The following is a 22,756-nucleotide window of genomic DNA, read 5'->3' on the forward strand; positions in this document are numbered from 1 at the left end:
TGCGCGATGCGGATTTACTACACAGTTTGGGGGGCATGGGCGGCATTCAAGGGCCGGCACCGGGCGGCGCTTCAGCCCGCGGCGCGCTCCAGCGCGTCGATGAACATGGCGGCGACGTCGAAGCCGGTTTGATCCATGATCTCGCGGAAACACGTCGGGCTCGTCACGTTCACTTCGGTCAGCCAGTCGCCAATCGCGTCCAGTCCGACCAGCAGCAAACCACGTGCGGCGAGCACCGGCGCCAGCGTGTCGGCGATCTTGCGGTCATGCTCGGTCAACGGACGCGCCACGCCGAGACCGCCGGCCGCGAGATTGCCGCGCACTTCATTGCCCTGAGGAATACGCGCGAGCGAATACGGCACCGCCTCACCGCCGATCAGCAAAATACGCTTGTCGCCCTCCTTGATCTCGGGGATGAATTTCTGCGCCATCACCGAACGCGCGCCGTCGTGGCTCAGCATTTCGATGATTGAACCGAGGTTCATGCCGTCGGCCTTCACGCGAAACACGCCCATGCCGCCCATGCCGTCGAGCGGCTTGAGGATCACGTCGCCGTGTTCCTCATGAAAGGCACGCAAACGGGTCGCGTCGCGCGTGACCAGCGTGGGCGCAACGAACTGCGCGAACTCGCCGATCGCGAGCTTTTCCGAATGGTCGCGAATCGCCTGCGGTTTGTTGAAGATGCGCGCGCCGCCGCGCTCGGCCATTTCGAGCAGCCATGTCGACGTGACATATTCCATGTCGAACGGCGGGTCCTTGCGCATCACCACGGCGCTAAAGCTCTTGAGCGAGCGCGGCGCGGCCGGTTCGGCGTCGTACCAGACTTCGCGATGCAGATCGGTGACGTCGCCGACAATCGCAAAGCGCTGCACGTTCGCCTCGACGTCGCCGCCCGTCCACGCCAGATGCTTCGGCTCGCACGTGTACACCACGTGACCGCGGCGCGCCGCTTCGGCCATCATCGCGTAGGTCGAGTCTTTGTAGATCTTGAATTGCGTGAGCGGATCGGCGATGAAAAGAATGTCCATGAAGGTCCTGGTGCGCCCTGACGGGCTTGGCATTGATCGTAAATATAGTCGTTGAAAATGGCGATGGCGGCACGCATGCCGCCATCGACCACCCAAGGTGGCTTAGACCTGAATCGCTTCCGGATCGGTCTTTTCCAGTTCCACCGATGCAGCCAGCAGTCCGAGCCGCGCCACCACGCCGTACATATAGAAGCGGTTCGGCGGCGCCGCGCCGGGCTTGGCGTGCGCGTCGGGCAGCGCGGTATGCTCGAAGCCGAGCGGCACGAAGTGCATACCCGGCGCGTTCAGATTCTGATCGCGCTCGCGGCTGCCGTGCACGCGGTAGAAGCCGCCCACCACATAGCGGTCGATCATGTAGACGACCGGCTCGGCCACTTCTTCGCCGATGCGCTCGAAGGTGTACACGCCTTCCTGCACGATCACGTCGTGCACTTCGAGGCCGTCTTTGGTCGTAGCCATCTTCGCCCGTTCGCGCTTGGTGAGTGCGGCGACTTCCGACGCGTCGTGCACGGTCATCACACCCATGCCATAGGTGCCTGCATCCGACTTGATGACGACATACGGTTTTTCGGAAATGCCGTACTCGCGATACTTCTTGGCGATCTTCTTCAGCACGCCATCGATCGCGTCCGTCAGCGCTTGTTCGCCAGTACGTTCCTGGAAGTCGACGCCTTCAACGTGCGCGAAGTACGGATTGATCATCCACGGATCGATCTCGACCATCTTCGCGAACTTCTTCGCGACGTCGTCATAGCAGGAAAAATGCGTGGATTTGCGGCGAACGGCCCAGCCCGCGTGCAACGGCGGCAGCAGATACTGCTCGTGCAGATTTTCGAGCACGGGCGGGATACCGCCCGACAGATCGTTATTCAGCAGAATCGAGCACGGATCGAAATTCTTCAGACCGAGGCGCCGCTGCGAGCGCTCGAGCGGTTCGAGCACGAGCTTCTGGCCGTCGGAGAGCGCGATCGTGACCGGCCCGTTGATGTTTTCGTCGAGCGTGCCGAAACGCACGTTCAAGCCAGCCTGGCGCATGATCGCGGCCAGACGGGCGACATTCTCGAGATAAAACGCGTTGCGCGTGTGGCGTTCGGGAATCACCAGCAGGTTTTTCGCGTCCGGGCAGATCTTCTCGATCGAGGCCATCGCGGCCTGCACGGCGAGCGGCAACACCTCCTGCGGCAGATTGTTGAATGCGCCAGGAAACAGATTGGTGTCGACCGGCGCGAGCTTGAAACCGGCATTGCGCAAATCGACGGAGCAGTAGAACGGCGGCGTGTGCTCCTGCCATTCGAGCCGGAACCAGCGTTCGATAGCGGGAGTAGCGTCGAGGATCTTCCGCTCAAGATCGAGCAGCGGGCCGTTTAACGCCGTAACTAGGTGCGGAACCATTGATCACTCGCAGACTGGAGAAAAAAGATTGTAGAGCAAATGCTTTGTCCATTTGGGGACGGTTTCTCCATTCGCAAGCGGATGCGAATGCATTCTCGCTATCGTCATGATAGGCGGCGAAAACTACCGTTTACAAGATAGCCCGCAAGAAAAAAGCCCGCCATGAAGGCGGGCCAAAATCGCTGCGCTTATTCGTGATCCGGCGAGCCCGGGAGCGCGGACTCGCGGTGCGTTGCTTATTCGACGTGTTCGCCGTGCAGCGTCACGTCCAGACCTTCGCGTTCCTCTTCTTCGGTCACACGCAGGCCCATCACCATGTCGATGATCTTCAGCAGGATGTAGCTCACCACGCCGCTGTAGACCAGTGTCGTCAGCACGCCCTTGGCTTGCAGGATCACGCTGCCATCCGCACCGCCGATGTCCTTCACCGCGAACACGCCGGTCAGCAGCGCACCCACGATACCGCCAATGCAGTGCACGCCGAACGCGTCGAGCGAGTCGTCGTAACCGAGCTTGTGCTTGAGCCACGTTGCCGACCAGAAGCAGACCACGCCTGCGACGATACCGATCACCAGCGCGCCGAGCGTACCGACGAAGCCCGAAGCCGGCGTGATCGCCACCAGACCTGCCACTGCGCCCGACACGATGCCGAGCACCGACGGCTTACCCTTGGCGGCCCATTCAGCGAACATCCAGGCGAGTGCCGCTGCAGCGGTGGCCACTTGCGTGGCGAACATCGCGAAACCGGCACGGCCGTCAGCCGCCACTGCCGAACCCGCGTTGAAGCCGAACCAGCCCACCCACAGCATGGCGCCACCGATCAGCGTGAGCGTCAGGTTGTGCGGCGCCATCGCTTCCTTGCCGTAGCCGACACGCTTGCCGAGCACCAGCGCGCAGACCAGCGCCGCGATACCGGCATTGATGTGCACCACCGTGCCGCCCGCGAAGTCGAGGATGCCCGCGCTAGCCAGCCAGCCGGTCGGTTCCCAGACCATGTGCGCGATCGGCGAGTAGACGATGATCGACCACAGCGTCATGAACACCAGCATCGCCGAGAACTTCATGCGGTCGGCAAACGCACCCGTGATCAGCGCCGGGGTGATGATCGCGAACGTCATCTGATAGACGCAGTAGACCGTTTCCGGGATCGTCGGGGCCAGATGGCTGACGGTCAGCGTGGTGGCCTTGTCGCCCTTGATGTAGGTCATGCCCGCCATGAAGACGCGCGAGAAACCGCCGATGAACGAACCACCCGGTGTGAAGGCAATGCTGTAGCCCACCACGATCCAGACGATCGTCACGAGGCAGGTGATCGCGAAGCTCTGCATCAGGATCGCGAGCACGCTCTTCTTGCGGACCATGCCGCCGTAGAACAGCGCCAGACCCGGGATCGTCATGAACAGCACGAGCGCGGTGGAGGTCAGCATCCAGGCGGTGTCGCCCGAATTGATCTTCGACGAATCGACCGAGAACGGCGCGGTCGGGGCGGCCGGCGCAGCGTCCGATGCTGCGGGTGCGGCGGCGGCCGCGCTGGCAGCCGGTGCGGCGGACGCATCAGCGGCCGGTGCCGAAGCCGCGGCGGCAGCGGGTGCGGCCGAAGCGTCTGGCGCCGGCGCGCTCGCCGTCGTATCGGGAGCCGCGGCCGAAGCGGCTGCGGGGGCGGAAGCGTCGTCCGCGAAGGCGGCGCCGATACCGCCCGCGAGCAGCGAACCGGCCATCAGCAAGGACATCATTAATTTGCGCATCTTTCGTTTCCTCTTGTCGCTATCTGTGTCGCTATCTTTTGGTATTACAGAGCGTCCGCGCCGGTCTCCCCGGTGCGGATCCGAACCACTTGTTCGATCGGCGTGACGAAGATCTTGCCGTCGCCAATCTTGCCGGTACGTGCGGCGCGCTCGAGCGCCTCGATCGCCTGGTCGACGATGTCGTCCGAGACCGCGGCCTCGATCTTCACCTTCGGCAGGAAATCGACGACGTATTCAGCGCCGCGATACAGTTCCGTGTGGCCCTTCTGGCGACCGAAACCTTTGACTTCCGTCACCGTGATGCCCGAGACGCCGATGGCCGACAAGGCTTCGCGCGCCTCATCGAGCTTGAACGGCTTGATGATTGCGGTAATGAGTTTCATGAAATCCCTCGCTTAGTTGCGTAACCCGTTTGCGTAACCGTGTTGCCTAACTCTCGTTGCGTAACTCTCGTGCGTTCCCGTAACACGTTCGCGTGGTCTCGTCCCGCTGCCGGTAAACAGCGCCGGCAGTGCGCGCGGGGCAGTAACAGCAACTCGCATGCCATGTTGTGTCAGACTCCGCACCGTGGCCGTCGCACAAGGGGCGCAAGCCGCCCTGGCCGGACGGCCAACGTTGGCGGGGGCGCGCTGGCGCGGCGTATGGATCGTTGCTAGAGTGTTCGAAGGTCTTGAACGCACGGGCGCGCACCAAACGGGCTCATGCGGCGGCGGCACACAACGGGCCATGCACCAACACCGCCCATTTGCTGTCGCAAAGCACAGGCGCAATGAAACATGCACATTTTTTGTGCACCAAGGGGAACACCATGAAACAACCGAACGATGTTTTTAACGACTTTCAGGCTCGTATGAGCGATCTGTTCAAGAACTCGCCGGCCAAGGATGTCGAACGCAACGTCAAAGCCATGCTGTCGCAGGGTTTCTCGAAGCTCGATCTGGTCACGCGTGAGGAATTCGATACCCAGACCCAGGTGCTGGTGCGCACGCGCGCTCGTCTGGAAGAGCTGGAGCGCCGCGTCGCCGAGCTCGAACAGAAGCTGCCGGTCACTCAAACGTCGTAACGCTTTGCTCGCGGCGTAGGCGCCGCGTAATGCTGCACATCACAGGCAAGCGAGCCGTGACGTCATCAGCGTTTTAGGGGACTTGCGCGCGCCCTCGGCGCGCCGTCCGACGGGAGAAAACATGTCGCTTGCCGTGGTGCGCAGTCGCACGCCGGCCTCTGGCCGCGCGCCCGAAGTAACCGTCGAGGTCCACCTCGCGAACGGATTACCCTCTTTTTCGATCGTCGGCCTGCCTGATCTGGAAGTGCGCGAAAGCCGCGAGCGCGTGCGCGCGGCGCTACAGAACTGCGATTTCGACTTCCCCGTCCGACGCATCACCGTCAACCTCGCGCCCGCCGATTTGCCGAAGGAGTCCGGCCGCTTCGATCTGCCGATCGCGCTGGGCATTCTCGCGGCGAGCGGCCAGATTCCGGCTGAGTCGTTGCTGCATCGCGAATTCGCGGGCGAACTGTCGTTGACTGGTGCGCTCAGGCCGATGCGCGGCGCTTTCGCCATGGCGTGCGGAACGGCACGCAGCGCCGTGGCTCAAGGCGGCGGTACGCCGCAAGCCGCCGGGATTGCAGGCGAGCTTGCCACGGGCGAAACGTCCGCTCATTCCACGCCTCAGCTCTATCTGCCCGCCGCGAGCGCGGCGGAAGCGGCGCTCGTGCCCGGCGTCGATGTCTACGGCGCCGCCGATCTGCCTTCGCTGTGCGCTCATCTCGCGGGAGCGCCGGACGCGAGGCTCTATCCAGTCGCCGCGCCCGAGCTCGACGAAAGCTCAGCCGCCGTCGTACCCGATATGGGCGATGTCATCGGTCAACGCGGCGCACGCCGGGCGCTGGAAGTTGCCGCGGCCGGCGGCCATCACGTCCTGCTGGTCGGGCCGCCCGGCGCGGGCAAATCAATGCTCGCCGCCCGCCTCCCAAGCCTGCTGCCGCCCATGACCGACGACGAAGCGCTCGCCTCCGCCGCCTTGCTGTCGGCCAGCAGGGCCGGTTTCTCGCCATCGCAATGGCGTCGGCGGCCGTTTCGCGCCCCGCATCATTCGTCGAGCGCCGCGGCGCTGGTCGGCGGGCGCAACCCACCGCAGCCCGGTGAAATCACGCTGGCGCATTTGGGGGTGCTCTTTCTCGACGAACTCCCTGAATTTGATCGCCATGTTCTCGAAACGCTGCGCGAGCCGCTCGAAGCCGGCCGCATCACGATTTCACGCGCCGCGTTGCAGGCGGATTTCCCGGCATCCTGCCAGTTGATCGCCGCCATGAATCCGTGTCCGTGCGGCTGGCGCGGCGATCCCAACGGCCGCTGCCGCTGCACACCCGAGATCGCTGCGCGCTATTTGCGCAAGCTTTCCGGCCCGTTGCTCGACCGGATCGACATCCAGCTCGAGATTCCAGCGCTCACGCCAGCGGAACTGTCCGCCCGTTCGACGGCGGCCGGCGAGACGAGCGCTGCCATTGCGGCGCGCGTCAGCAGCGCCCGCGAGCGGCAATTGAGCCGTCAGGGCAAAACCAACCGTGAACTGGGAGGACGGGAAGTGGATGAGGTCTGCCGCCCCGACTCAGCGGGCGAGGCATTGCTGCGCGAAGCCGGAGAGCGCTTCGGCTGGTCGGCGCGTGCATACTACCGGGTTCTGAAGGTGGCGCGCACCATCGCCGACCTTGCCGGCACGCCCATGCCGAGCGCCGCGCAGATCGGCGAAGCGATCCAATATCGCCGGGCCTTTGGCTCCTTATGAGGCGAAAAAGAGGCTGTCAAGACTTGACTTATGCACATGCACACGTTCCAGACAGATTTTGAAACATCTGAAAGGTACGCTGTGGACCGCATCCAAAAGGCATTGATTTTATTGAGCTTTTTTAGCGACATCGAGCGGCCCGAAACTGACAGAGTGCCCACAGAATGGGCATCTCCGGCCAATTTGCCCGAGTTCTCAACAGAGTTATCCACAGGGACTGTGAGTAACGGGAAAACTTCAACGTAAACCGGGAATTAGCGCACGATGCTGCGAAGGAACTTTCACTACGCGCAGCGCGTTCGTTGCGGCCGTCACGTGCCGAATCGGCCAAAAATACCGCTCTTAATATAGTTGGAACGACGAAAAAAACTGGTCGACCTGTTCCTGCTGCAGCGGCTTGGATGCAATGATCGCCGCCTGATAGACATGCCGACCGCGCGCCACGAGCCGGGCATAGACGGTGCGCGCCTCGCGCTGCGAGCCGGCCTCGCCGCTCAGCTTCATTTCCAGGCCGAGCACCTGGCCGCCGGCCGCGAGCGGGATCTGCACGGCACGCGCGTCAGGCGCGGCGCCCACGTTGCGGGCGAGACCGGTGCGCAGGAAATCGAGCGCGGCGCGCTGGGTGGCTTCGTCGTCGTTCGGCAGCATCACGGTGCCGACCGCGAAGACGGCGTCGCCGGCTTCGGCCGTCTGCATCGCCATCTGCATCGGCGTGCCGTTGATCTGCACGGCCCGCTGATCGCTGTCCGGTTTGGCCGGCAGGTCGACGGTGTAGCCGTTGTCGTTATTCATGATGGTGCGCCAGTCGAAAGTCGGCGAGCAGGCGCTCAACGCGGCGCCTAACGCCACGGTGCAGACCAGCGCACGCAAGACGGCGCGCATGCCCGACAGCCGATGCGTGGCGCCGACAGGCCGCTCGCCTGTCTCGATCCGGCGCGGCGAGCGGCCTAGGAAACGAGCCGGCGAGGCATAAGTAACACAGGACGAAATTCGAGCGAGAAAGCGACTAACGCGACCACCGCGACTACCGCGAAAAACAGTTCGGAACATGGGGACAGAAGATCGGACTGACGAGAGCGTAAAACCCTATTATCCGCTCCCAGCCGACGTCCTGCCGCGCCGCCGGAATGGGGCTACAATAGCGACGCTGTTCGGCACCGGGCCGAAAACCCAAACCGACGCACTGTCCCGCGCGTTCCGCGCGACTCTCGAGGTTCCGTTCATGAGCTCCACACCGTCCACCGCCGCCCGGCGCGCGAGTCCGCTTCGCTACATGATCATTGCCGCCGTGGCCGTTGCAATCGCCATCGCCGGTTATTTCGCGTTTGCCGGCCAGCAGCGCGTGCCTGATGCGACCTTCACGTTACTGTCCGGCCAGAAAGTCTCCACCGCCGACCTGAAAGGCAAGGTCTACCTCGTCAACTTCTGGGCGACGAGCTGCGATACCTGCATGAAGGAAATGCCGCAGATGGTCCAGACCTACAACCGCTTCAAGGGTCAAGGTCTCGAATTCGTCGCCGTGGCCATGAACTACGACGCGCCGATGTACGTGGCCAACTACACGCAAACTCGCCAGTTGCCGTTCAAGGTGGCGATGGACGACGGCTCGGCCGCCAAGCAGTTCGGCAACGTGCAGCTCACGCCGACCACGTTCCTCATCGACAAGGACGGCAAGATTCTCAAGCGCTATGTCGGCGAACCGCAATTCGCGGAACTCGACCAGTTGCTGGAAAAGGCGCTCAAAGCGGCCTGAACGCGCAGCGCGCCTGACCGATTCCCACTGATTCAAAAACGCCGGCGTCGATCTCGACGCCGGCGTTTTCACATCCTCACCGCTCCCCTTCCCCTTTGGCCGCGAGGCCATACCGTTTGATCTTCTCGTAGAGCGTCGCCTTGCCAAGCTGCAGCTTGTCTGCCGCGACCGCGACCACGCCGCCGGTCTGTGCCAACGCCTCCGCGATCACCGCCCGCTCGAATTGTTCGACGCGCTCCTTCAGGGGCTGCGTGGCTACACCGTCGTCGCCGAAAGACATGACCGGATCGTCCGCGATGCCGAGCACGAAGCGGTCGGCGGCATTGCGCAGTTCCCGCACGTTGCCCGGCCAGTCGCGCTGCATCAGACCGGCGCGCTGACGATCGGTGAGGATCGGCGCGGGGCGCTGATAACGCACGGCCGCGTCCAGCAGAAAGTGCTCGAAGAGCGGCACGATGTCCTCGCGACGCTCGCCCAACGGCGGCAGCGCGATCGTCACCACGTTCAGCCGGTACAGCAGATCGCGCCGGAACGAGCCGTCCGCGATGTGCTCGGCCATATCGCCCTTGGCGGCGGCGACCACGCGGCAATTCACGCGAATCGGCTGATTCGAGCCGAGCCGTTCCAGCACGCCGTCCTGCAGCACGCGCAGCAACTTGACCTGCAGCGCGAGCGGCATGCTCTCGATTTCATCCAGAAACAGCGTGCCGCCAGATGCATGTTCGAGCTTGCCGACACGGCGTTTCGCAGCGCCGGTGAAAGCGCCCGGCTCGTAGCCGAACATCTCCGACTCGAACATCGGCTCCGGCAGCGCGCCGCAGTTCACCGCGATAAACGGCTTGTCACGCCGCGGCGACAGTTCATGCAGGCTGCGCGCGATCAACTCCTTGCCCGCGCCGGTGTCGCCGTTGATCAGCACGGAGGCGTCGGTCGGCGCGACATTGGCGATCAGCCGCCGCACCTGTTCGATGGCCGGACTCCTGCCGATGATGCGCGGCGCCACCGAATTCTGTTCCGCCAACTCACGGCGCAGTGCGAGGTTCTCCAGCACCAGCTTGCGACGCTCCAATGCGCGCCGCACCGTTTCGATCAGACGTTCGGACGCAAAGGGCTTTTCGATGAAGTCGTACGCGCCATCACGCATCGCCTGAACGGCCATTGAAATATCGCCGTGGCCCGTCACCAGAATCACCGGCACGTCGGGCGCGCGCTCGTGACATTGCGCAAGCAGATCGAGGCCGCTTGCGCCCGGCAAGCGAATGTCGCTGACGATCACGCCGGAGAAGTCCGCGCTGATCATCTTCGCGGCGGACTCCACGGAGGCATGACCGATCACGTCGAAGCCCGCCAGTTGCAGACTTTGCACGCTGGCGCGCCGCACCAGTTCGTCGTCTTCGATATACAGCACTTGCAGGCCGTGGTTCAGCATGGCGTTTTCCGTGTGATTCAGGAGCCCGTGGTCAGCGGGTCCGATGTATGGCTCGTCTGCACGCGCGCGCGGCGCAGCGTCAACACGAATAATGCGCCGCCGTGCGGCGCGTTGCGCGCCACCAGCGAGCCGCCGCAATCGCGCGCGATCGACGACGATATCGCGAGTCCAAGCCCGAGTCCCTGGCCCATTTCCTTGGTGGTGAAGAACGGCTCGAACAGACGCGGCAGGACGTCGTCGGCAATGCCGGGACCGTTATCGCTCACGGCGAACGACAGATTCGTCTCGGCGACTTCGATCTCGATCGACATGCGCGGCGGGTGCACGTCGGCGGTCGCATCGAGCGCGTTGCCGAGCAGATTGATCAGCACCTGTTCGAGCCGCAGATCGTCGCAGTGCGCGATCAGTTCGGGGTGATCGTCGGCGAGACTCAGCGGCGTGCGCGTGCCGCTCTCCACATCGAGCAGAGCGAATTCGACCTCGACGCCCTGCAAGCGCTTTTGCAACAGCGCGACGACGTTGCGCAGCGCCCGTAAGATCGGCGCGCGCGCACTGCGTGGCCGCGCGCGTCCGACAAACAGTTTCAACTGATTGGTGATCTTGCCCATGCGCTCGGTGAGCGCGGCGATAGCTTCGAGATTTTCTCGCGCCGACGCCTGGTCGCCGCGTTCGAGCAGCACACGCGTGTTGTCCGAAAAACCGCGCAACGCGGCGAGCGGCTGATTCAATTCGTGCGTGATGCCGGCGGCCATCTGACCGAGCGCGGCGAGCTTGCTCGCCTGGATCAGTTCATCGTGCGCGGCGCGCAACTCCTGCTCGGCGCGCGTGCGTTCGGCCACTTCCTTCTGCAACTGTTCGTTCGCCTGCGAGAGATCCGCGGTGCGCTCGGCGACCCGCCGGTTCAGTTCCGCATAGGCCTTTTGCAGCAGCGCGCGGCTGCGCATCACCTCGCGCACGCGAGCCCGGCGCATTCTCCAGTAGAACGCGAGCAACACCAGCGACACGTAGCCGAAGGCGGTGACGATGGTCGCCTTGCGCGCGTCGGCGTCGACCGGGTCGACGGGCGACATGGTGATCAGATGCCAGTCCGGCTCGCCCATGCCGCGCCGCGACGCAAGATAGCGCGGCGCATAGCGGCCGCCGCCGATACGCACGATCTGCGCGTTGCCTTCGAGGGTCCGCTCGATCGACACCGGCAGCGGCGCAATCGGCTGCTGCGCGTATTGACGCGCCTGGTAGATCGAATCGGCGACCGGTCCCGACAGCGGCCGGATCGTGTGGTATTTCCACGCCGGCATCGACGAGAGAAAAACCACGCCGTGATCGTCGGTCACGACGAGCGGCTCGGACGCATCCGCGCCCTGAAACCATTCGAGATCGAGTTTGACGACCGCCACGCCGACGATCTTGCCGTCGCGCCGCACCGGCTGCGAGATGTAGTAGCCAGGCGCCTGAGAAATCGTGCCGATGCCGAAGAAGCGGCCCACGCCGCCTTTGACCGCATCGAGAAAATACGGCCGGAACTGATAGCCCGCGCCGACAAAGGTGCCCGGCCCGCGCCAGTTGCTCGCCGCGACGCAAACGCCGTCGAGCGGAATGATGTAGGTGACCGTGGCGCGCGCGTGGCGGTTCAGGTCTTCGAGATAAACATTGGCGCGCGCGACATTCGCCGGACTGGGATCGACCAGCACGTCTTGCACGATGGGATGTTCCGCCAGCAGATAAGGCAGCGATTCATAGCGTTCGAGCGTGCTCTTCAGCGCGCTGGTCGTACGGTCGACTCGCACCGCGGCGTTGCGCCGCAAATGGTCGATGCCGCTTTGCCACGCGATGCTGTACGTGAGCCCGCACGCCGCCACGAGCCCAGCGACGAGCGCGAAGAGGATCAGCAGGCGTCGCGTCACGTTGGCAATATCCGATCGGTGGGGATCGTTTATTGTGGCATAAGGCGACGCGTCGTCGGCGCAAGCCTCGTCGGCCGACGGCGTGAGGGTTTGGCGCGCGGGCACCGGTTTCATACGCTGGTGTCCGCGGCCGTGAGGTTGCGCTGGAAGACGTTTTCGATGCGCGGCTTAAACGCGGGCTGGCTCTTTGACCGCCACGTCGCCACGCAAGGCGGCGTTCAGCTTGCTGCGGTCCAGTTCCTTTTCCCATGCCGACACCACCACCGTCGCCACACCGTTGCCGACGATGTTCGTCAGCGCGCGGCATTCGCTCATGAAGCGGTCGATACCGAGAATCAGCACCATGCCCGACAGCGGAATGGTCGGCACCACGGCCAGCGTCGCGGCCAGCGTGATGAAGCCCGCGCCGGTCACACCGCTCGCGCCCTTCGAGGTCAGCATCGTCACCGCCAGCAGCGTGAGCTGCTGCGTCCACGTGAGGTCGGTGTTGGTGGCCTGCGCGATGAACAGCACGGCCATCGTCATGTAGATGTTGGTGCCGTCGAGGTTGAACGAATAGCCGGTCGGCACCACGAGGCCCACCACCGAACGCGAGCAGCCGAGCTTTTCTAGCTTCAGCATGAGTTGCGGCAGCGCCGCTTCGGAAGAACTCGTGCCGAGCACGATCAGCATCTCTTCCTTGATGTACGCAACGAAGCGCAGGATGTTGAAGCCCACCGCGCGCGCGATGATGCCGAGCACCACCACCACGAACACGATCGAGGTCAGATAGAACGTGCCGATCAGTTTCAGCATCGGCAACAGCGAGCCGATACCGTACTTGCCGATCGTGAAGGCCATCGCGCCGAACGCGCCGATCGGCGCCAGCTTCGTGATGATCCGCACAATGCCGAACAGGATATGCGAGAGCCCGTCGATGAAGTTCGTCACGGCCTTGCCCTTCTCGCCGGCCGTCGCGAGCACCGCGCCGAACAGCAGCGCGATCAGCAGGATCTGCAGGATTTCACCCTGCGCGAATGCCGACGAGAGCGTGTCCGGAATGATGTGCATCAGGAAGTCGACCGTGGTCTGGCCGTGCGCCTTGGCGGCGTACGACGCGACCGCCTTGCCGTCGAGCGTGGCCGGATCGATGTTGAAGCCGACGCCCGGCTTCAGCACGTGCGTGGCGATCAGGCCGAGCACCAGCGCGAAGGTCGAAACGATTTCGAAGTACAGCAGCGCCTTGCCGCCGACGCGCCCGACCTTCTTCATGTCTTCCATGCCGGCAATACCCGTCACCACCGTACAGAAGATGATCGGCCCGATCACCATCTTGATCAGCTTGATGAAGCCGTCGCCGAGCGGCTTCATGTCGACGGCGAGATTCGGGTAGAAATGCCCGAGCGCGATGCCGATGATGATCGCCACGATCACCTGGACGTACAGCACTTTGTGGATAGGTTTCTTCACGATGGTTCCTGCGATGTGGATGAGCTCAATGGCCTGCCACGCTGCGCATCATGCGAACGAATAGTCGTCACGCCTGTGCACGGCATTAGGCCGCGACAAGGGACGAATTCAGAAATACCGGGAAGGGAAATCGGACATCGTTGTCTCCTTGCTTTAGTTGTCGGACCGTTGCGGCCGCGATCTCTATTTCGCAAGGTCGATGCCAGCTCGATGCTGGGTTCGGCGCCTTGATTTTCATGGGTTTTCTGGCGCTTCACGGGATACGCCGTCCGGGATTCCGGAAATCCGGAAAAGGGCTGTCGGGGAATCCGGAATCCACCGGGACGGCAGCTTCGGGATAACCCGTAAGGCTTTCTACGGCGTGTCTTGCCCGGAAGCAAGCGCGCCGTCCGTCCTGCAACCTCTAAACGCTACCCTCTTCCAGCACCAGCAAATTCTCATGCGAGAAGCCGAGCGACACCGGCTGCCCGCGTTCGGGCAAACCGCGATTCGGATCGTTGAAGACGTCGAGCGAAATCACGGCGTCTTTCACGCGGGTTCTGATGCGCACCACCGCGCCGAGGAAATTCACCTCCTCGACGGTGGCGTTCAGCGTGTTGCGGCCAGGCGCGGCCGGCTCCAGCACGATCGCTTCGGGCCGCAGCGCGAGCAGGCGCTTCTTGCCCGCGTCGTCCGACGGCAACTCCTGCGTCGTGGTCAGCTCCTGGCCGTCCACCACCATCTTGCCGGTCGCCGGATCGACCACATGCCCGGCCAGAATATTCAACGTGCCGACGAACGACGCGACAAAGCGCGTGCGCGGAAAGTTGTAGATCTCCGAGGGCGAGCCGATCTGTTCGACGCGGCCCTCGTTCATCACGACGATGCGGTCGGAAATCGACAGCGCCTCTTCCTGATCGTGCGTGACGAAAATCGACGTGATGCCGAGTTCGCGCTGCAACGCGCGAATGTCCTGACGCAACGAGATACGGATCTTGGCGTCGAGTGCGGAGAGCGGTTCGTCGAGCAGCAACACTTGCGGCTTACCGGCGAGCGCCCGCGCAAGCGCCACGCGCTGCTGCTGGCCGCCCGACAATTGCCACGGATAACGCCCGCCCAGATGCGGCAGCTTGATCAATTGCAGCATCTCCTCGACGCGGCTGTTGATCTCCGCCTGCGGCCGATGCGTAATCTTCAGCCCGAAGCCGATGTTCTCGGCTACCGTCATGTTCGGAAACAGCGCATACGACTGGAACACCATGCCGACCTTGCGTTGCCGCGTGCGAAGGTGCGTGACGTCCTTGTTGTCGAGCCGGATGATGCCGCGCGTCGGCGTCTCGAAGCCGGCGATCATGCGCAGCACCGTGGTCTTGCCGCAGCCGGACGGCCCGAGGAAAGTAATGAACTCGCCGCGTTCGATCTGCATGTCGAAGTGATGCAGCGCAATGTTCGCCCCGAAGGACTTATGCAGATTTTCGATCTCAAGGAATGCCATAATGCGCTGCCTCAGTCCGTCAAACTCATTGGATCAAACTCGTTGACCAAACTCATCGGTCACACTCATCGGTCACACCTTCTGGCCGCTCATTGCGCGGGCCGAGCCGAACACCTGAATCAGCCCCATCGACGCCCACGTGATCACGAACGCGATGATCGCGAGCGCCGACGGTTCGTATGCGCGGTTCGCGCCGATCAATTGCAGATACGGACCGAATGCGGGACGGTCGAGCAGACTCGCCAGTGTGAATTCGCCGATCACCACCGCAAAGGTGAGAAACGCGCCGGACAGAATGCCCGAGCGGATATTCGGGAAGATCACTTTGAAGAGAATCGTCGGCCAGTTCGCGCCCAGGCATTCAGCCGCTTCGGTGAGCGAGCGCACGTCGACCGCTCGCAGACCGGCATCGACGGCGCGGTACATGTACGGCAGCGAGAGCGTCACGTAGCCGAACACCAGCAGCAGGTCGGTGGCGCGCTCGTTGCCGGTGAGCGGCAGAATCGAACTGCTGTTATAGATGCGCAGATAGCCGAACACGATCACGATAGCCGGCACCACCAGCGGCAACAGCGTGATGAATTCGACCACCGGCCGCAGCTTCGGCAAACGCAACTGCACCCAGTAAGCGGTCGGCGCCACCAGCAGCACGCCGACCACGATGGTCAGCAGCGCCATCAGAATCGAGTAGCCGAACGAGGCCTGAAAGCGCGGATCGCCGAGCACGACGCTGTACGCTTCGAAGCTATAGGTGCCGCGCTTCATGCGCAGGCTGAACTCGAACGTCGCGATCAACGGAATGAGAAAGTACAGCGAACCGACGATCATCGCGGTCCACGCGCCCACACGCGATTGGCTTTTCATCGACGTCCCCTTTCGGCGCGCGAGCGCAGCCAGATGTAGCCGCCATTCGAGAGGCCGGTGACGAGCACCATGCCAAGGGCGAGCGCATAGCCGAGGTTCTGGTTGTGCATCACGTCGCCGCGAATCTGCGCATACAAAAGGATCGTGACGATGTTCAACGAACTGCCAGTCAGCGCATAGGCCGTGGCAACCGCGCCGAACGAATTGGCGAACAGCAGCAGCGCGGCGCCGAGCACGCTCGGCCACAGCACCGGCAGAGCGACGTAGCGCCAGTATTGATACGGGCTGCCGCCGAGGCAATCGCAGGCCTCGCGCCATTCGCGCTTCAGGCCGTCGAGCGCGGGCGTGACGATCAGCACCATCAAGGGAATCTGGAAATACAGGTAGGTCAGCGTCAAGCCGGAAAAGCTCAGAATGCTGAAGCCGGTCGAGTACAGATTGAAGCCGAGGTATTTCTTCAACAGCACCGTGACGAGTCCGACGCGCCCCAAAGTGCAGATGAAAGCGAACGCGAGCGGCACCCCGGCAAAGTTCGAGGCGACGCCCGAAAACGTCATCAAGGTCGGACGAATCCAGCCGGGCAGTTTGCCTTGCACCGCCGCCCATGCGAGCAGCGAGCCGATCACCGCGCCGCCGAGCGAAGAAGCGGCGCTCACCTTGAAGCTGATCCAGTACGCGTCCATCACGGTCGGCTGGAGCAGGTCGCGGAAATTGGCGAGCGTGAAATGGCCTCGCGAATCCTGAAAGGCGCCGACCATCAGGAAGCCGGTCGGCAGAATCAGGAACAGCAGCGCAAAGGTGAAGAACGGCACCACGCCGATCCAGGCGAGTAACTGCGACGCGCGGCCCGGACCGTCGACGCGAGGCGTTGGGGTCGGCACAGGCGGAACCAGCAATTCCGGCTGCACCGGTCCAGCATCCGATGAAGCGCTCATAGCTCACCCTTGGGGCAATCTGGCAAACGCACCCGGCGCGCCGCGCTCGTCATGAGCGGCGGCGCGCCGGGGCGGCAAAACTTCACGCTACGGTTGTTCTGCGTCGCGGCGCGCGTGTTCCGCGGCCGCCGCGACTCACGCTACGCCGCTTACTTGACGTTCGCGCCGACCGCTTCGTCCCAGTGCTTCGTGATGGTGTCCTTGTACGCGTCCTGTTGCGAGAGGGTCGGGAACACCACGTTCTTGTAAGCCGACGGCGGCGGCAGTTTGTCGAGCAACGCTTGCGGGACCTTCTTGCCGCTCACCAGTTCGTTGTAGCGCATCGGATGACAGTAACCCTTCAGCCAGCCGATCTGGCCTTCGTCGGAGTACAGGTATTCCATCCAGAGTTTGGCTGCGTTCGGATGCGGCGCATAAGCGCTGATCGCCTGAGCGTACACGCCGGCGACCACGCCCGTCTTCGGAATCACCACATTCACCTTCGGATTGCCCTTCAGCGTGTCGCGGTCGGCCAGCGCGTTGTAGTCCCAGCGCACGATGATCGGCGTGGTGCCTTGCGCGAGCGATGCCGCCTTGCCGATCACTGGCACGAAGTTGCCGCTCTTGTTCAGGTTGGCGAAATACGTCAGGCCGGCCTGTCCGGCCTTGCTCGCATCGCCCTTGCTTTGCGACAGGCCCGCGGCATATACGGCCTGAATCGCCTGATTGGCCGAGCGCGGGTCGCCGGCCAGCGAGACGGCGTTCTTGTAGTCCGGCTTGAGCAGATCGCTCCAGTCAGTCGGCGCCTTGTCGATCATGTCGGCGTTGACTTCAAACGCGAGCACGCCGTAGTAATCGCCATACCAATAGCCGTCGGCATCCTTCGATTCTTTCGGGATCGAGTTCCACGTGGCGACCTTATACGGCTGCAGCAGCCCTTCGGCCTTCGCGGACGGACCGAACGACAGGCCCACGTCGATCACGTCGGGCGCCTGCGGGCCCTTGTTGCCCTTGTTCGCCTTGATGGCTTCGACTTCGTCGCCCGAACCCGCGTCCGGATTCAGTTCGTTGATCTTGATGCCGTACTTCTTCTGAAAGCCGGCGACCAGTTCGCCGTAGTTGCACCAGTCGTGCGGCAGCGCGATCACGGTGAGTTGGCCTTCCTGCTTGGCGGCGGCGATCAGTGCGTCGAGCGGCGCGGCCGAAGCGCTGCTGCTGACGCCGGCGGCGGTGACACCCGCAACGGCCGACATCGAAAGTATGCGAGCTAACGCGGTGCGGTTCATAGTCGTTCCCCATCCTCTGCCGAAATTGCTACGTTTGGAAAATTCTAGTTCGAACTTGGAGGCATGCGCCTGTGTACGCTTGCGCGCGCGCCCGCGCCATGTCGCTCAGGCCGGCTTTGACGGCGCAGACAACATGTCGTGTCGCAGTGTATCGATGCGATCTGTACAAATCATGTCGACACCCCATTGCGCGAGCAGTTGCGCGCGCGCCGGCTCGTTGACCGTGTAGGCGAGCACGCGCAGGCCGGCGGCATGAATCTCCGCCACCAGCCGCTCGGTGAGGTGGCGTTGATTCGCGTGAAAGGACACGCAGTCGAGTTCACGCACGATGCGCAGCCAGTCGTCAGGCACTTCGTCGAACAGCATGCCGCGTTGCAGCGACGGCGCCGCGTCGCGCGCCGCCGCGAGCGCCTCGAACGAAAACGATGACAGCAACGGCGGCGTCTGGCCTTGCCACAAGGTCAACGCGCCGCTTGCCGCCAAAGTCCCGGTGATCGCGTCGCGGCCCGGGCACGGTTTGATTTCGATGTTGGCGGCAATGCCGTCGCGCGCGCAACGCCCGGCCGCCTCGGCGAGCGTCGGCAAACGCGTGCCGGCGAATTGCGGTCCGTACCATGAGCCGGCGTCGAGCCCGGCCAGTTGCTGCCAGGTGTGGTCGGCGGCGGCGCCATGGCCGTTGGTGGTGCGCTCGAGTGTGTCGTCGTGCAGCAGGAAGAGTTGGTTGTCGGCGGAGAGCTTGGCGTCGAATTCGACCATGCGGTAGCCATAGCGCACGCAGGCGTCGAAACCGGCCAGCGTGTTTTCCGGCGCCAGCGTGCCGCCGCAGCGATGCGCGGCCAGTCGCGGATAAGGCCAGTCTGCGGATAAGGTGCGATTAATCCCGTTTCCCACGTCTCGTTACCTTTCAGATAGAGCGGGTTGACTATGCTCTCGACACGTTCCCGGCCGCCACTACCGCTTTTTGATGTTCGAAACAGCCACAGCGCTTCAGTTTGCGAAGGCTAAGTTGAAATACACAAAGTTGCAAGCTGCCAAAAAAATACAACACAATTCAACCAGAGTAGTAGGCTTGACATCGTTCGGACACACATTCGTGACCACGATATCGCAGTTCAATACAAGCTGAGCCAACGCGCGTACACATCCAGGGAAAAAATGCATGTGGCAGGAAGACCGTCATCAGAGAATTCGCGCATTGCTGTCCACGCTTCAACGCGTGTCCACGGAACGGATCATGGCGGACCTCGGGGTATCGCGCGAAACCGTGCGGCGCGATCTGCTCGACCTCGAAGCGCTTGGTGAACTGCGGCGCGTGCACGGCGGCGCAATCAAACCCGCCGACGAAGCGCCGATTGCCGAGCGCGCCCACATGCGCGTCAAATCCAAAACGGCGATTGCGAAAGCGGCTACCGGTTTGATCGCGAGCGGCCAGACGCTTTTCATTGACGCGGGCACCACCACCGCTGCGCTGGCCGAACAACTGGCCAAGCTCGCGAACCTCACCATCGTCACCAATTCAATCGATGTCGCGCTGAAGATGCGCGGCGCGGTCGATCAAACCGAGGCCGCCAACGAAGTCATCCTGCTCGGCGGCTCGATCAGCGACCGCGCCATGGCGACCACCGGCGCTACCACCGTGCTCGATATCCAGCGCTATCGCGCGGACCTCGCGCTGTTGTCGCCGGTCGGCATCGATCACCGGCATGGCGCGACCAACTACGATCGCGCCGAAACCGAAGTCGCGCGCGCCATGGTCGCCAACGCGGACCGCGTGGTGATTCTCGCCGACTACAGCAAGATCGGCCAGCGCAGCCGCATCTCGTACTGCCCGGTGGATCGGATCGACGTGCTGGTCACCAACAAAAAGGCGGCCGAGGCCGCCGAATTTGCATCGCTGAAAAAGAAGCTCGAAGAGATCGTTCTCGCTTAGGGCTTAGACCCGACGACGATTTGAGGCCTATTCCCTCACATGCATCGTGTCGAGCGAACGCTTGCGCAAGCGGGTGTCGTGCAACGCGCCGGCTGCGTCGAGTACCGGATAGGCGGTCGAGCAGAACAGTGAATTGAGCCGCTTCATGTCACTGATCAGATCCAGATGGAGTGCACTCGTCTCGATGCTTCGCAAGGTCTGCCCGGTGAGTCTGTCCAGATGCCGGTATGAATACGCGCGCTCCAGATCGCGAAAGCGCTCCTTCTCCGCCAGCAGGCGCTCGGCGCAACGCAAATCGTTGTTCAGAAACACCGACAGGCCAAGCTGCAGATTGCTGACGAGCCGTGCCTGCAAGTCGTCCAGTTCACCCAGCCCTTCCTCCGAAAACGACAGGCGGTGAGCAATTTTCTTTTCCTCGATGTCGCCCACGATCCGCTCGATGATGTCGCCCGCATGCTCCAGGTTGATCGTCAATGAAATGATGTCGGTCCAGCGGCGGCTATCGGCTTCGTCGAGTTGCTCGCGTGAGATCAGCGTCAGATAGGTTTTGACCGCGGCGTAAAGCTCGTCAACGTCGTCGTCCATGCGGACCGTTTCGCGCACTTTGTCCAGATTGTTGTGATGGATCAGGTCCGTGACATTGTCGAGCATGGTGCGCACGATGTCGCCGATCCGCAGCACCTCGCGTGCGGCATGCGCGAGCGCGAGCGTCGGCGTGGACAGCGCGGCGGCATCCAGATGGAGCGGCCGCAGTTCGCCATTCGGCACCGGCCGGTCGGGCAAGACGCGCACGCAGACGCGCGCCACCGGGTCGATCAGCGAGAGGCATGCGCAACAGCGCAGCGTGTTGTAGATCAGGTGAAAGCCGACCGTGGCTTCACGGGGATTTGCGATCAGCACCGGCAGGCCGCGCGCGAGCAGCGAGGTGAACGGCAAGATCAGCAATGCGCCGGCCAGTTTGAACGCAAAGCTGCCCAACGCAAGACGCCGCGCCGCTGCGTTTTGCGCGACGGCGCCGAGGAGCGCGAGCAAGCCGCTGCCGAGGTTCGCGCCGATCACGAGGCACAGCGCGACCTTCAGCGAAATCACGCCGGATGACGCGAGCGTCGCGGTCAGCAAGACGGCGGCCAGGCTCGAATAGGACAGCATGGCGAATGCGGCGCCGACCAGTGCGTCGAGCATGGTGTCGCCGGTCAACGCACCGAACATCACGCGCACGCCGGCGCCCTGCATCATGGGCTGGGCGGCTTCGACGATCAGACGCAGCGCCAGCAGAATCAGACCGAGGCCGATCAACGTGCGGCCGGCCTGGCCGAGACGGGTTTGTTTGCGCGACAGGAAGAGCGGCACGCCGAGCAGAATCAGGATCGGCGACAACCAGGATAGATCGAGTGTGAGGATTCGCGCCATCAACGCGGTGCCGACGTCGGCGCCGAGCATGATCGCGAGGCCGCTGGTGAGCGGCAGCAGTCCCTGCGCCGCGAACGAGGTGACGATCACCGCGGTGGCATTACTGCTCTGCACGAGACTCGTGACGCCGACACCGGAGAGGAAAGCCCGCCAGCGGCTACTGGTGCTGCGCCCCAGCACGCTGCGCAGATCGGCGCCGAGGACCCGCAGGATGCCGGTGCGCACAATGTGCGAGCCCCACACGAGGAGCGCCACGCCGGCCAGAAGGTTTAGGAGAATCAACATAGAGCACTGCGCATCCGTTCCTGCTGCCTTGACCCGAACCGCATGCCGCGCGAACCGGCACCCGGGGCGTATATGACAGCAGTGTTGCACAATTTTGCCTTATTGTAATTTTGTGCTTTTAAATATAGGCTCGTGCCAAGCTTTGGATTGCTGTGTGCCGGCTCATGGTCAGTCATGCGGTGAGTTCGACCACTTGACCATCTGACCACCTGACCACGAGGACTCTGGATGAGCCGCAACCTCGCGCTATTCGACCTGGATCACACGTTGCTGCCACTGGATAGCGATCAGGCGTGGGCCCACTTCATTGCCGGATTGGGTATAGCAGGCGCCGCGCGGCACGCGCGCGAAATCGACGATTGCTATCGGCAGTATGTGGCCGGCACGCTCGACATGGCCGCGTACCTGAACTACACGTTGGCGCCGCTGGCCTGCTACTCGCGCGAGCAGCTCGACACGTGGCATGCGCAGTTCATGCAGCAAGTGATTGCGCCGGCCATCCTGCCGGCAGCGCGCGAACTCGTGCAACGCCATTTGGACGCGGGCGACCTGTGCTGCATCGTTACCGCCACCAATGTGTTCATCACGGAGCCGATCGGCAAGGCGCTCGGTTTCGAGCATCTGCTGGGAATCGAACTTGGCACTGAAGGCGGCGATCCGTTGGCGCGCTTTACGGGGACGGCGGTCGGCACACCCACCTTCCGTGAAGGCAAGGTCGAGCGTACAGAGAGCTGGCTGGCCTCGCTCGGGCATCGTCTGCAGGATTTCCCGCAGAGCTGGTTCTATAGCGATTCGATCAACGACATCCCCTTGCTGGAACGCGTCACGAATCCGGTCGCGACCAATCCCGATGCGCGTTTGCGTGCCATCGCCACGCAACGCGGCTGGCCGGTGATCGATCTGTTTGCCTGAGCCTGAGCCGCGGCCGCCGCGCTATGCGCGCCCTTTCCATGATACGAGCCGCCACTCCATCATCGGCGGAACGCTCGCTTCGGTCTGCACGTTCCTCGCTCGGTATTACCGGTAGCTCTTCTCAGACAAGCGCAAAGATGCGCGGTGGCAGCAATCAAAAGTCTGACCGCCCAAAAGAAAAAAGCCTGCAACACATGC

At 63.2% G+C, this 22,756-nt stretch carries 19 protein-coding genes; 5 read left to right on the forward strand and 14 right to left on the reverse strand.

The annotated features are described in order from the left end of the window. Positions 1–71: 71 nt before the first annotated feature. The 4 genes from gshB to RI103_RS17715 all read right to left on the reverse strand — a co-directional run bounded on the left by gshB (position 72) and on the right by RI103_RS17715 (position 4,548). Positions 72–1,028 (reverse strand): glutathione synthase, encoded by a 957-nt coding sequence (gene gshB / locus RI103_RS17700; protein ID WP_310813192.1) that lies wholly within the window; start codon positions 1,026–1,028, stop codon positions 72–74. A 102-nt stretch (positions 1,029–1,130) separates the two neighbouring features. After that, a complete protein-coding gene (gene gshA, locus RI103_RS17705) occupies positions 1,131–2,420 on the reverse strand; it encodes a glutamate--cysteine ligase (RefSeq protein ID WP_310813193.1) in 1,290 nt (429 codons plus the stop codon). Positions 2,421–2,656: 236 nt separating this feature from the next. After that, on the reverse strand, positions 2,657–4,165 hold the full coding sequence (locus RI103_RS17710) for an ammonium transporter (protein WP_310813194.1): 1,509 nt from the start codon (positions 4,163–4,165) through the stop codon (positions 2,657–2,659). 44 nt (positions 4,166–4,209) lie between these two features. After that, positions 4,210–4,548 (reverse strand): P-II family nitrogen regulator, encoded by a 339-nt coding sequence (locus tag RI103_RS17715; RefSeq protein WP_013088261.1) that lies wholly within the window; start codon positions 4,546–4,548, stop codon positions 4,210–4,212. Between the two features lie 425 nt (positions 4,549–4,973). On the opposite strand from RI103_RS17715, the gene RI103_RS17720 reads away from it, so the two are divergent. Both RI103_RS17720 and RI103_RS17725 read left to right on the forward strand, forming a co-directional pair. Beyond that, a complete protein-coding gene (locus tag RI103_RS17720; protein WP_310813195.1) occupies positions 4,974–5,228 on the forward strand; it encodes an accessory factor UbiK family protein in 255 nt (84 codons plus the stop codon). Positions 5,229–5,349: 121 nt separating this feature from the next. Then, positions 5,350–6,948, forward strand: coding sequence for a YifB family Mg chelatase-like AAA ATPase (locus RI103_RS17725; RefSeq protein ID WP_310813197.1), 1,599 nt, complete (start codon positions 5,350–5,352; stop codon positions 6,946–6,948). Between the two features lie 342 nt (positions 6,949–7,290). Here RI103_RS17725 and RI103_RS17730 read toward each other — a convergent pair whose 3' ends face one another. Continuing rightward, on the reverse strand, positions 7,291–7,830 hold the full coding sequence (locus tag RI103_RS17730; RefSeq protein WP_409076953.1) for a hypothetical protein: 540 nt from the start codon (positions 7,828–7,830) through the stop codon (positions 7,291–7,293). Positions 7,831–8,170: 340 nt separating this feature from the next. Between RI103_RS17730 and RI103_RS17735 the strand changes: the two genes are divergently transcribed. Next, positions 8,171–8,701 carry a TlpA disulfide reductase family protein gene (locus RI103_RS17735; protein ID WP_310813199.1) on the forward strand — a complete coding sequence of 177 codons (531 nt, stop codon included), beginning with the start codon at positions 8,171–8,173 and terminating at the stop codon, positions 8,699–8,701. A gap of 76 nt (positions 8,702–8,777) precedes the next feature. Here RI103_RS17735 and RI103_RS17740 read toward each other — a convergent pair whose 3' ends face one another. From RI103_RS17740 to ugpQ, 8 genes are all read right to left on the reverse strand, one after another. After that, on the reverse strand, positions 8,778–10,130 hold the full coding sequence (locus tag RI103_RS17740; protein WP_310813200.1) for a sigma-54 dependent transcriptional regulator: 1,353 nt from the start codon (positions 10,128–10,130) through the stop codon (positions 8,778–8,780). 17 nt (positions 10,131–10,147) lie between these two features. Next, a complete protein-coding gene (locus tag RI103_RS17745; protein ID WP_310813201.1) occupies positions 10,148–12,148 on the reverse strand; it encodes an ATP-binding protein in 2,001 nt (666 codons plus the stop codon). Between the two features lie 54 nt (positions 12,149–12,202). Continuing rightward, a complete protein-coding gene (locus tag RI103_RS17750) occupies positions 12,203–13,483 on the reverse strand; it encodes a dicarboxylate/amino acid:cation symporter (RefSeq protein WP_310813202.1) in 1,281 nt (426 codons plus the stop codon). 403 nt (positions 13,484–13,886) lie between these two features. After that, positions 13,887–14,957: an ABC transporter ATP-binding protein gene (locus RI103_RS17755; protein ID WP_310813203.1), complete on the reverse strand. Its 1,071-nt coding sequence runs from the start codon at positions 14,955–14,957 to the stop codon at positions 13,887–13,889. Between the two features lie 72 nt (positions 14,958–15,029). Next, the gene (locus RI103_RS17760) at positions 15,030–15,821 is read right to left on the reverse strand and encodes an ABC transporter permease (protein WP_310813204.1); all 792 of its coding nucleotides are present in this window, start codon (positions 15,819–15,821) and stop codon (positions 15,030–15,032) included. Continuing rightward, entirely contained in the window at positions 15,818–16,756 is a 939-nt protein-coding gene (locus tag RI103_RS17765) for an ABC transporter permease subunit (protein ID WP_310813206.1), read from the reverse strand. Before RI103_RS17765 ends, RI103_RS17760 begins: the two co-directional genes overlap by 4 nt. Before the next feature lie 149 nt (positions 16,757–16,905). Next, positions 16,906–18,021: an ABC transporter substrate-binding protein gene (locus RI103_RS17770; RefSeq protein ID WP_310813207.1), complete on the reverse strand. Its 1,116-nt coding sequence runs from the start codon at positions 18,019–18,021 to the stop codon at positions 16,906–16,908. Between the two features lie 105 nt (positions 18,022–18,126). Continuing rightward, positions 18,127–18,912 (reverse strand): glycerophosphodiester phosphodiesterase, encoded by a 786-nt coding sequence (ugpQ, locus tag RI103_RS17775; protein WP_310813208.1) that lies wholly within the window; start codon positions 18,910–18,912, stop codon positions 18,127–18,129. Between the two features lie 268 nt (positions 18,913–19,180). Here ugpQ and RI103_RS17780 point away from each other — a divergent pair, with 268 nt between their 5' ends. Continuing rightward, on the forward strand, positions 19,181–19,951 hold the full coding sequence (locus tag RI103_RS17780) for a DeoR/GlpR family DNA-binding transcription regulator (protein ID WP_310813209.1): 771 nt from the start codon (positions 19,181–19,183) through the stop codon (positions 19,949–19,951). Between the two features lie 27 nt (positions 19,952–19,978). Here RI103_RS17780 and RI103_RS17785 read toward each other — a convergent pair whose 3' ends face one another. Continuing rightward, on the reverse strand, positions 19,979–21,646 hold the full coding sequence (locus RI103_RS17785; RefSeq protein ID WP_310813210.1) for a Na/Pi cotransporter family protein: 1,668 nt from the start codon (positions 21,644–21,646) through the stop codon (positions 19,979–19,981). A gap of 228 nt (positions 21,647–21,874) precedes the next feature. On the opposite strand from RI103_RS17785, the gene RI103_RS17790 reads away from it, so the two are divergent. Continuing rightward, positions 21,875–22,558: an HAD family hydrolase gene (locus RI103_RS17790; protein WP_310813211.1), complete on the forward strand. Its 684-nt coding sequence runs from the start codon at positions 21,875–21,877 to the stop codon at positions 22,556–22,558. Positions 22,559–22,756: the final 198 nt, after the last annotated feature.

The sequence above is a fragment of the Paraburkholderia sp. FT54 genome (assembly GCF_031585635.1).
Taxonomy (GTDB): domain Bacteria; phylum Pseudomonadota; class Gammaproteobacteria; order Burkholderiales; family Burkholderiaceae; genus Paraburkholderia.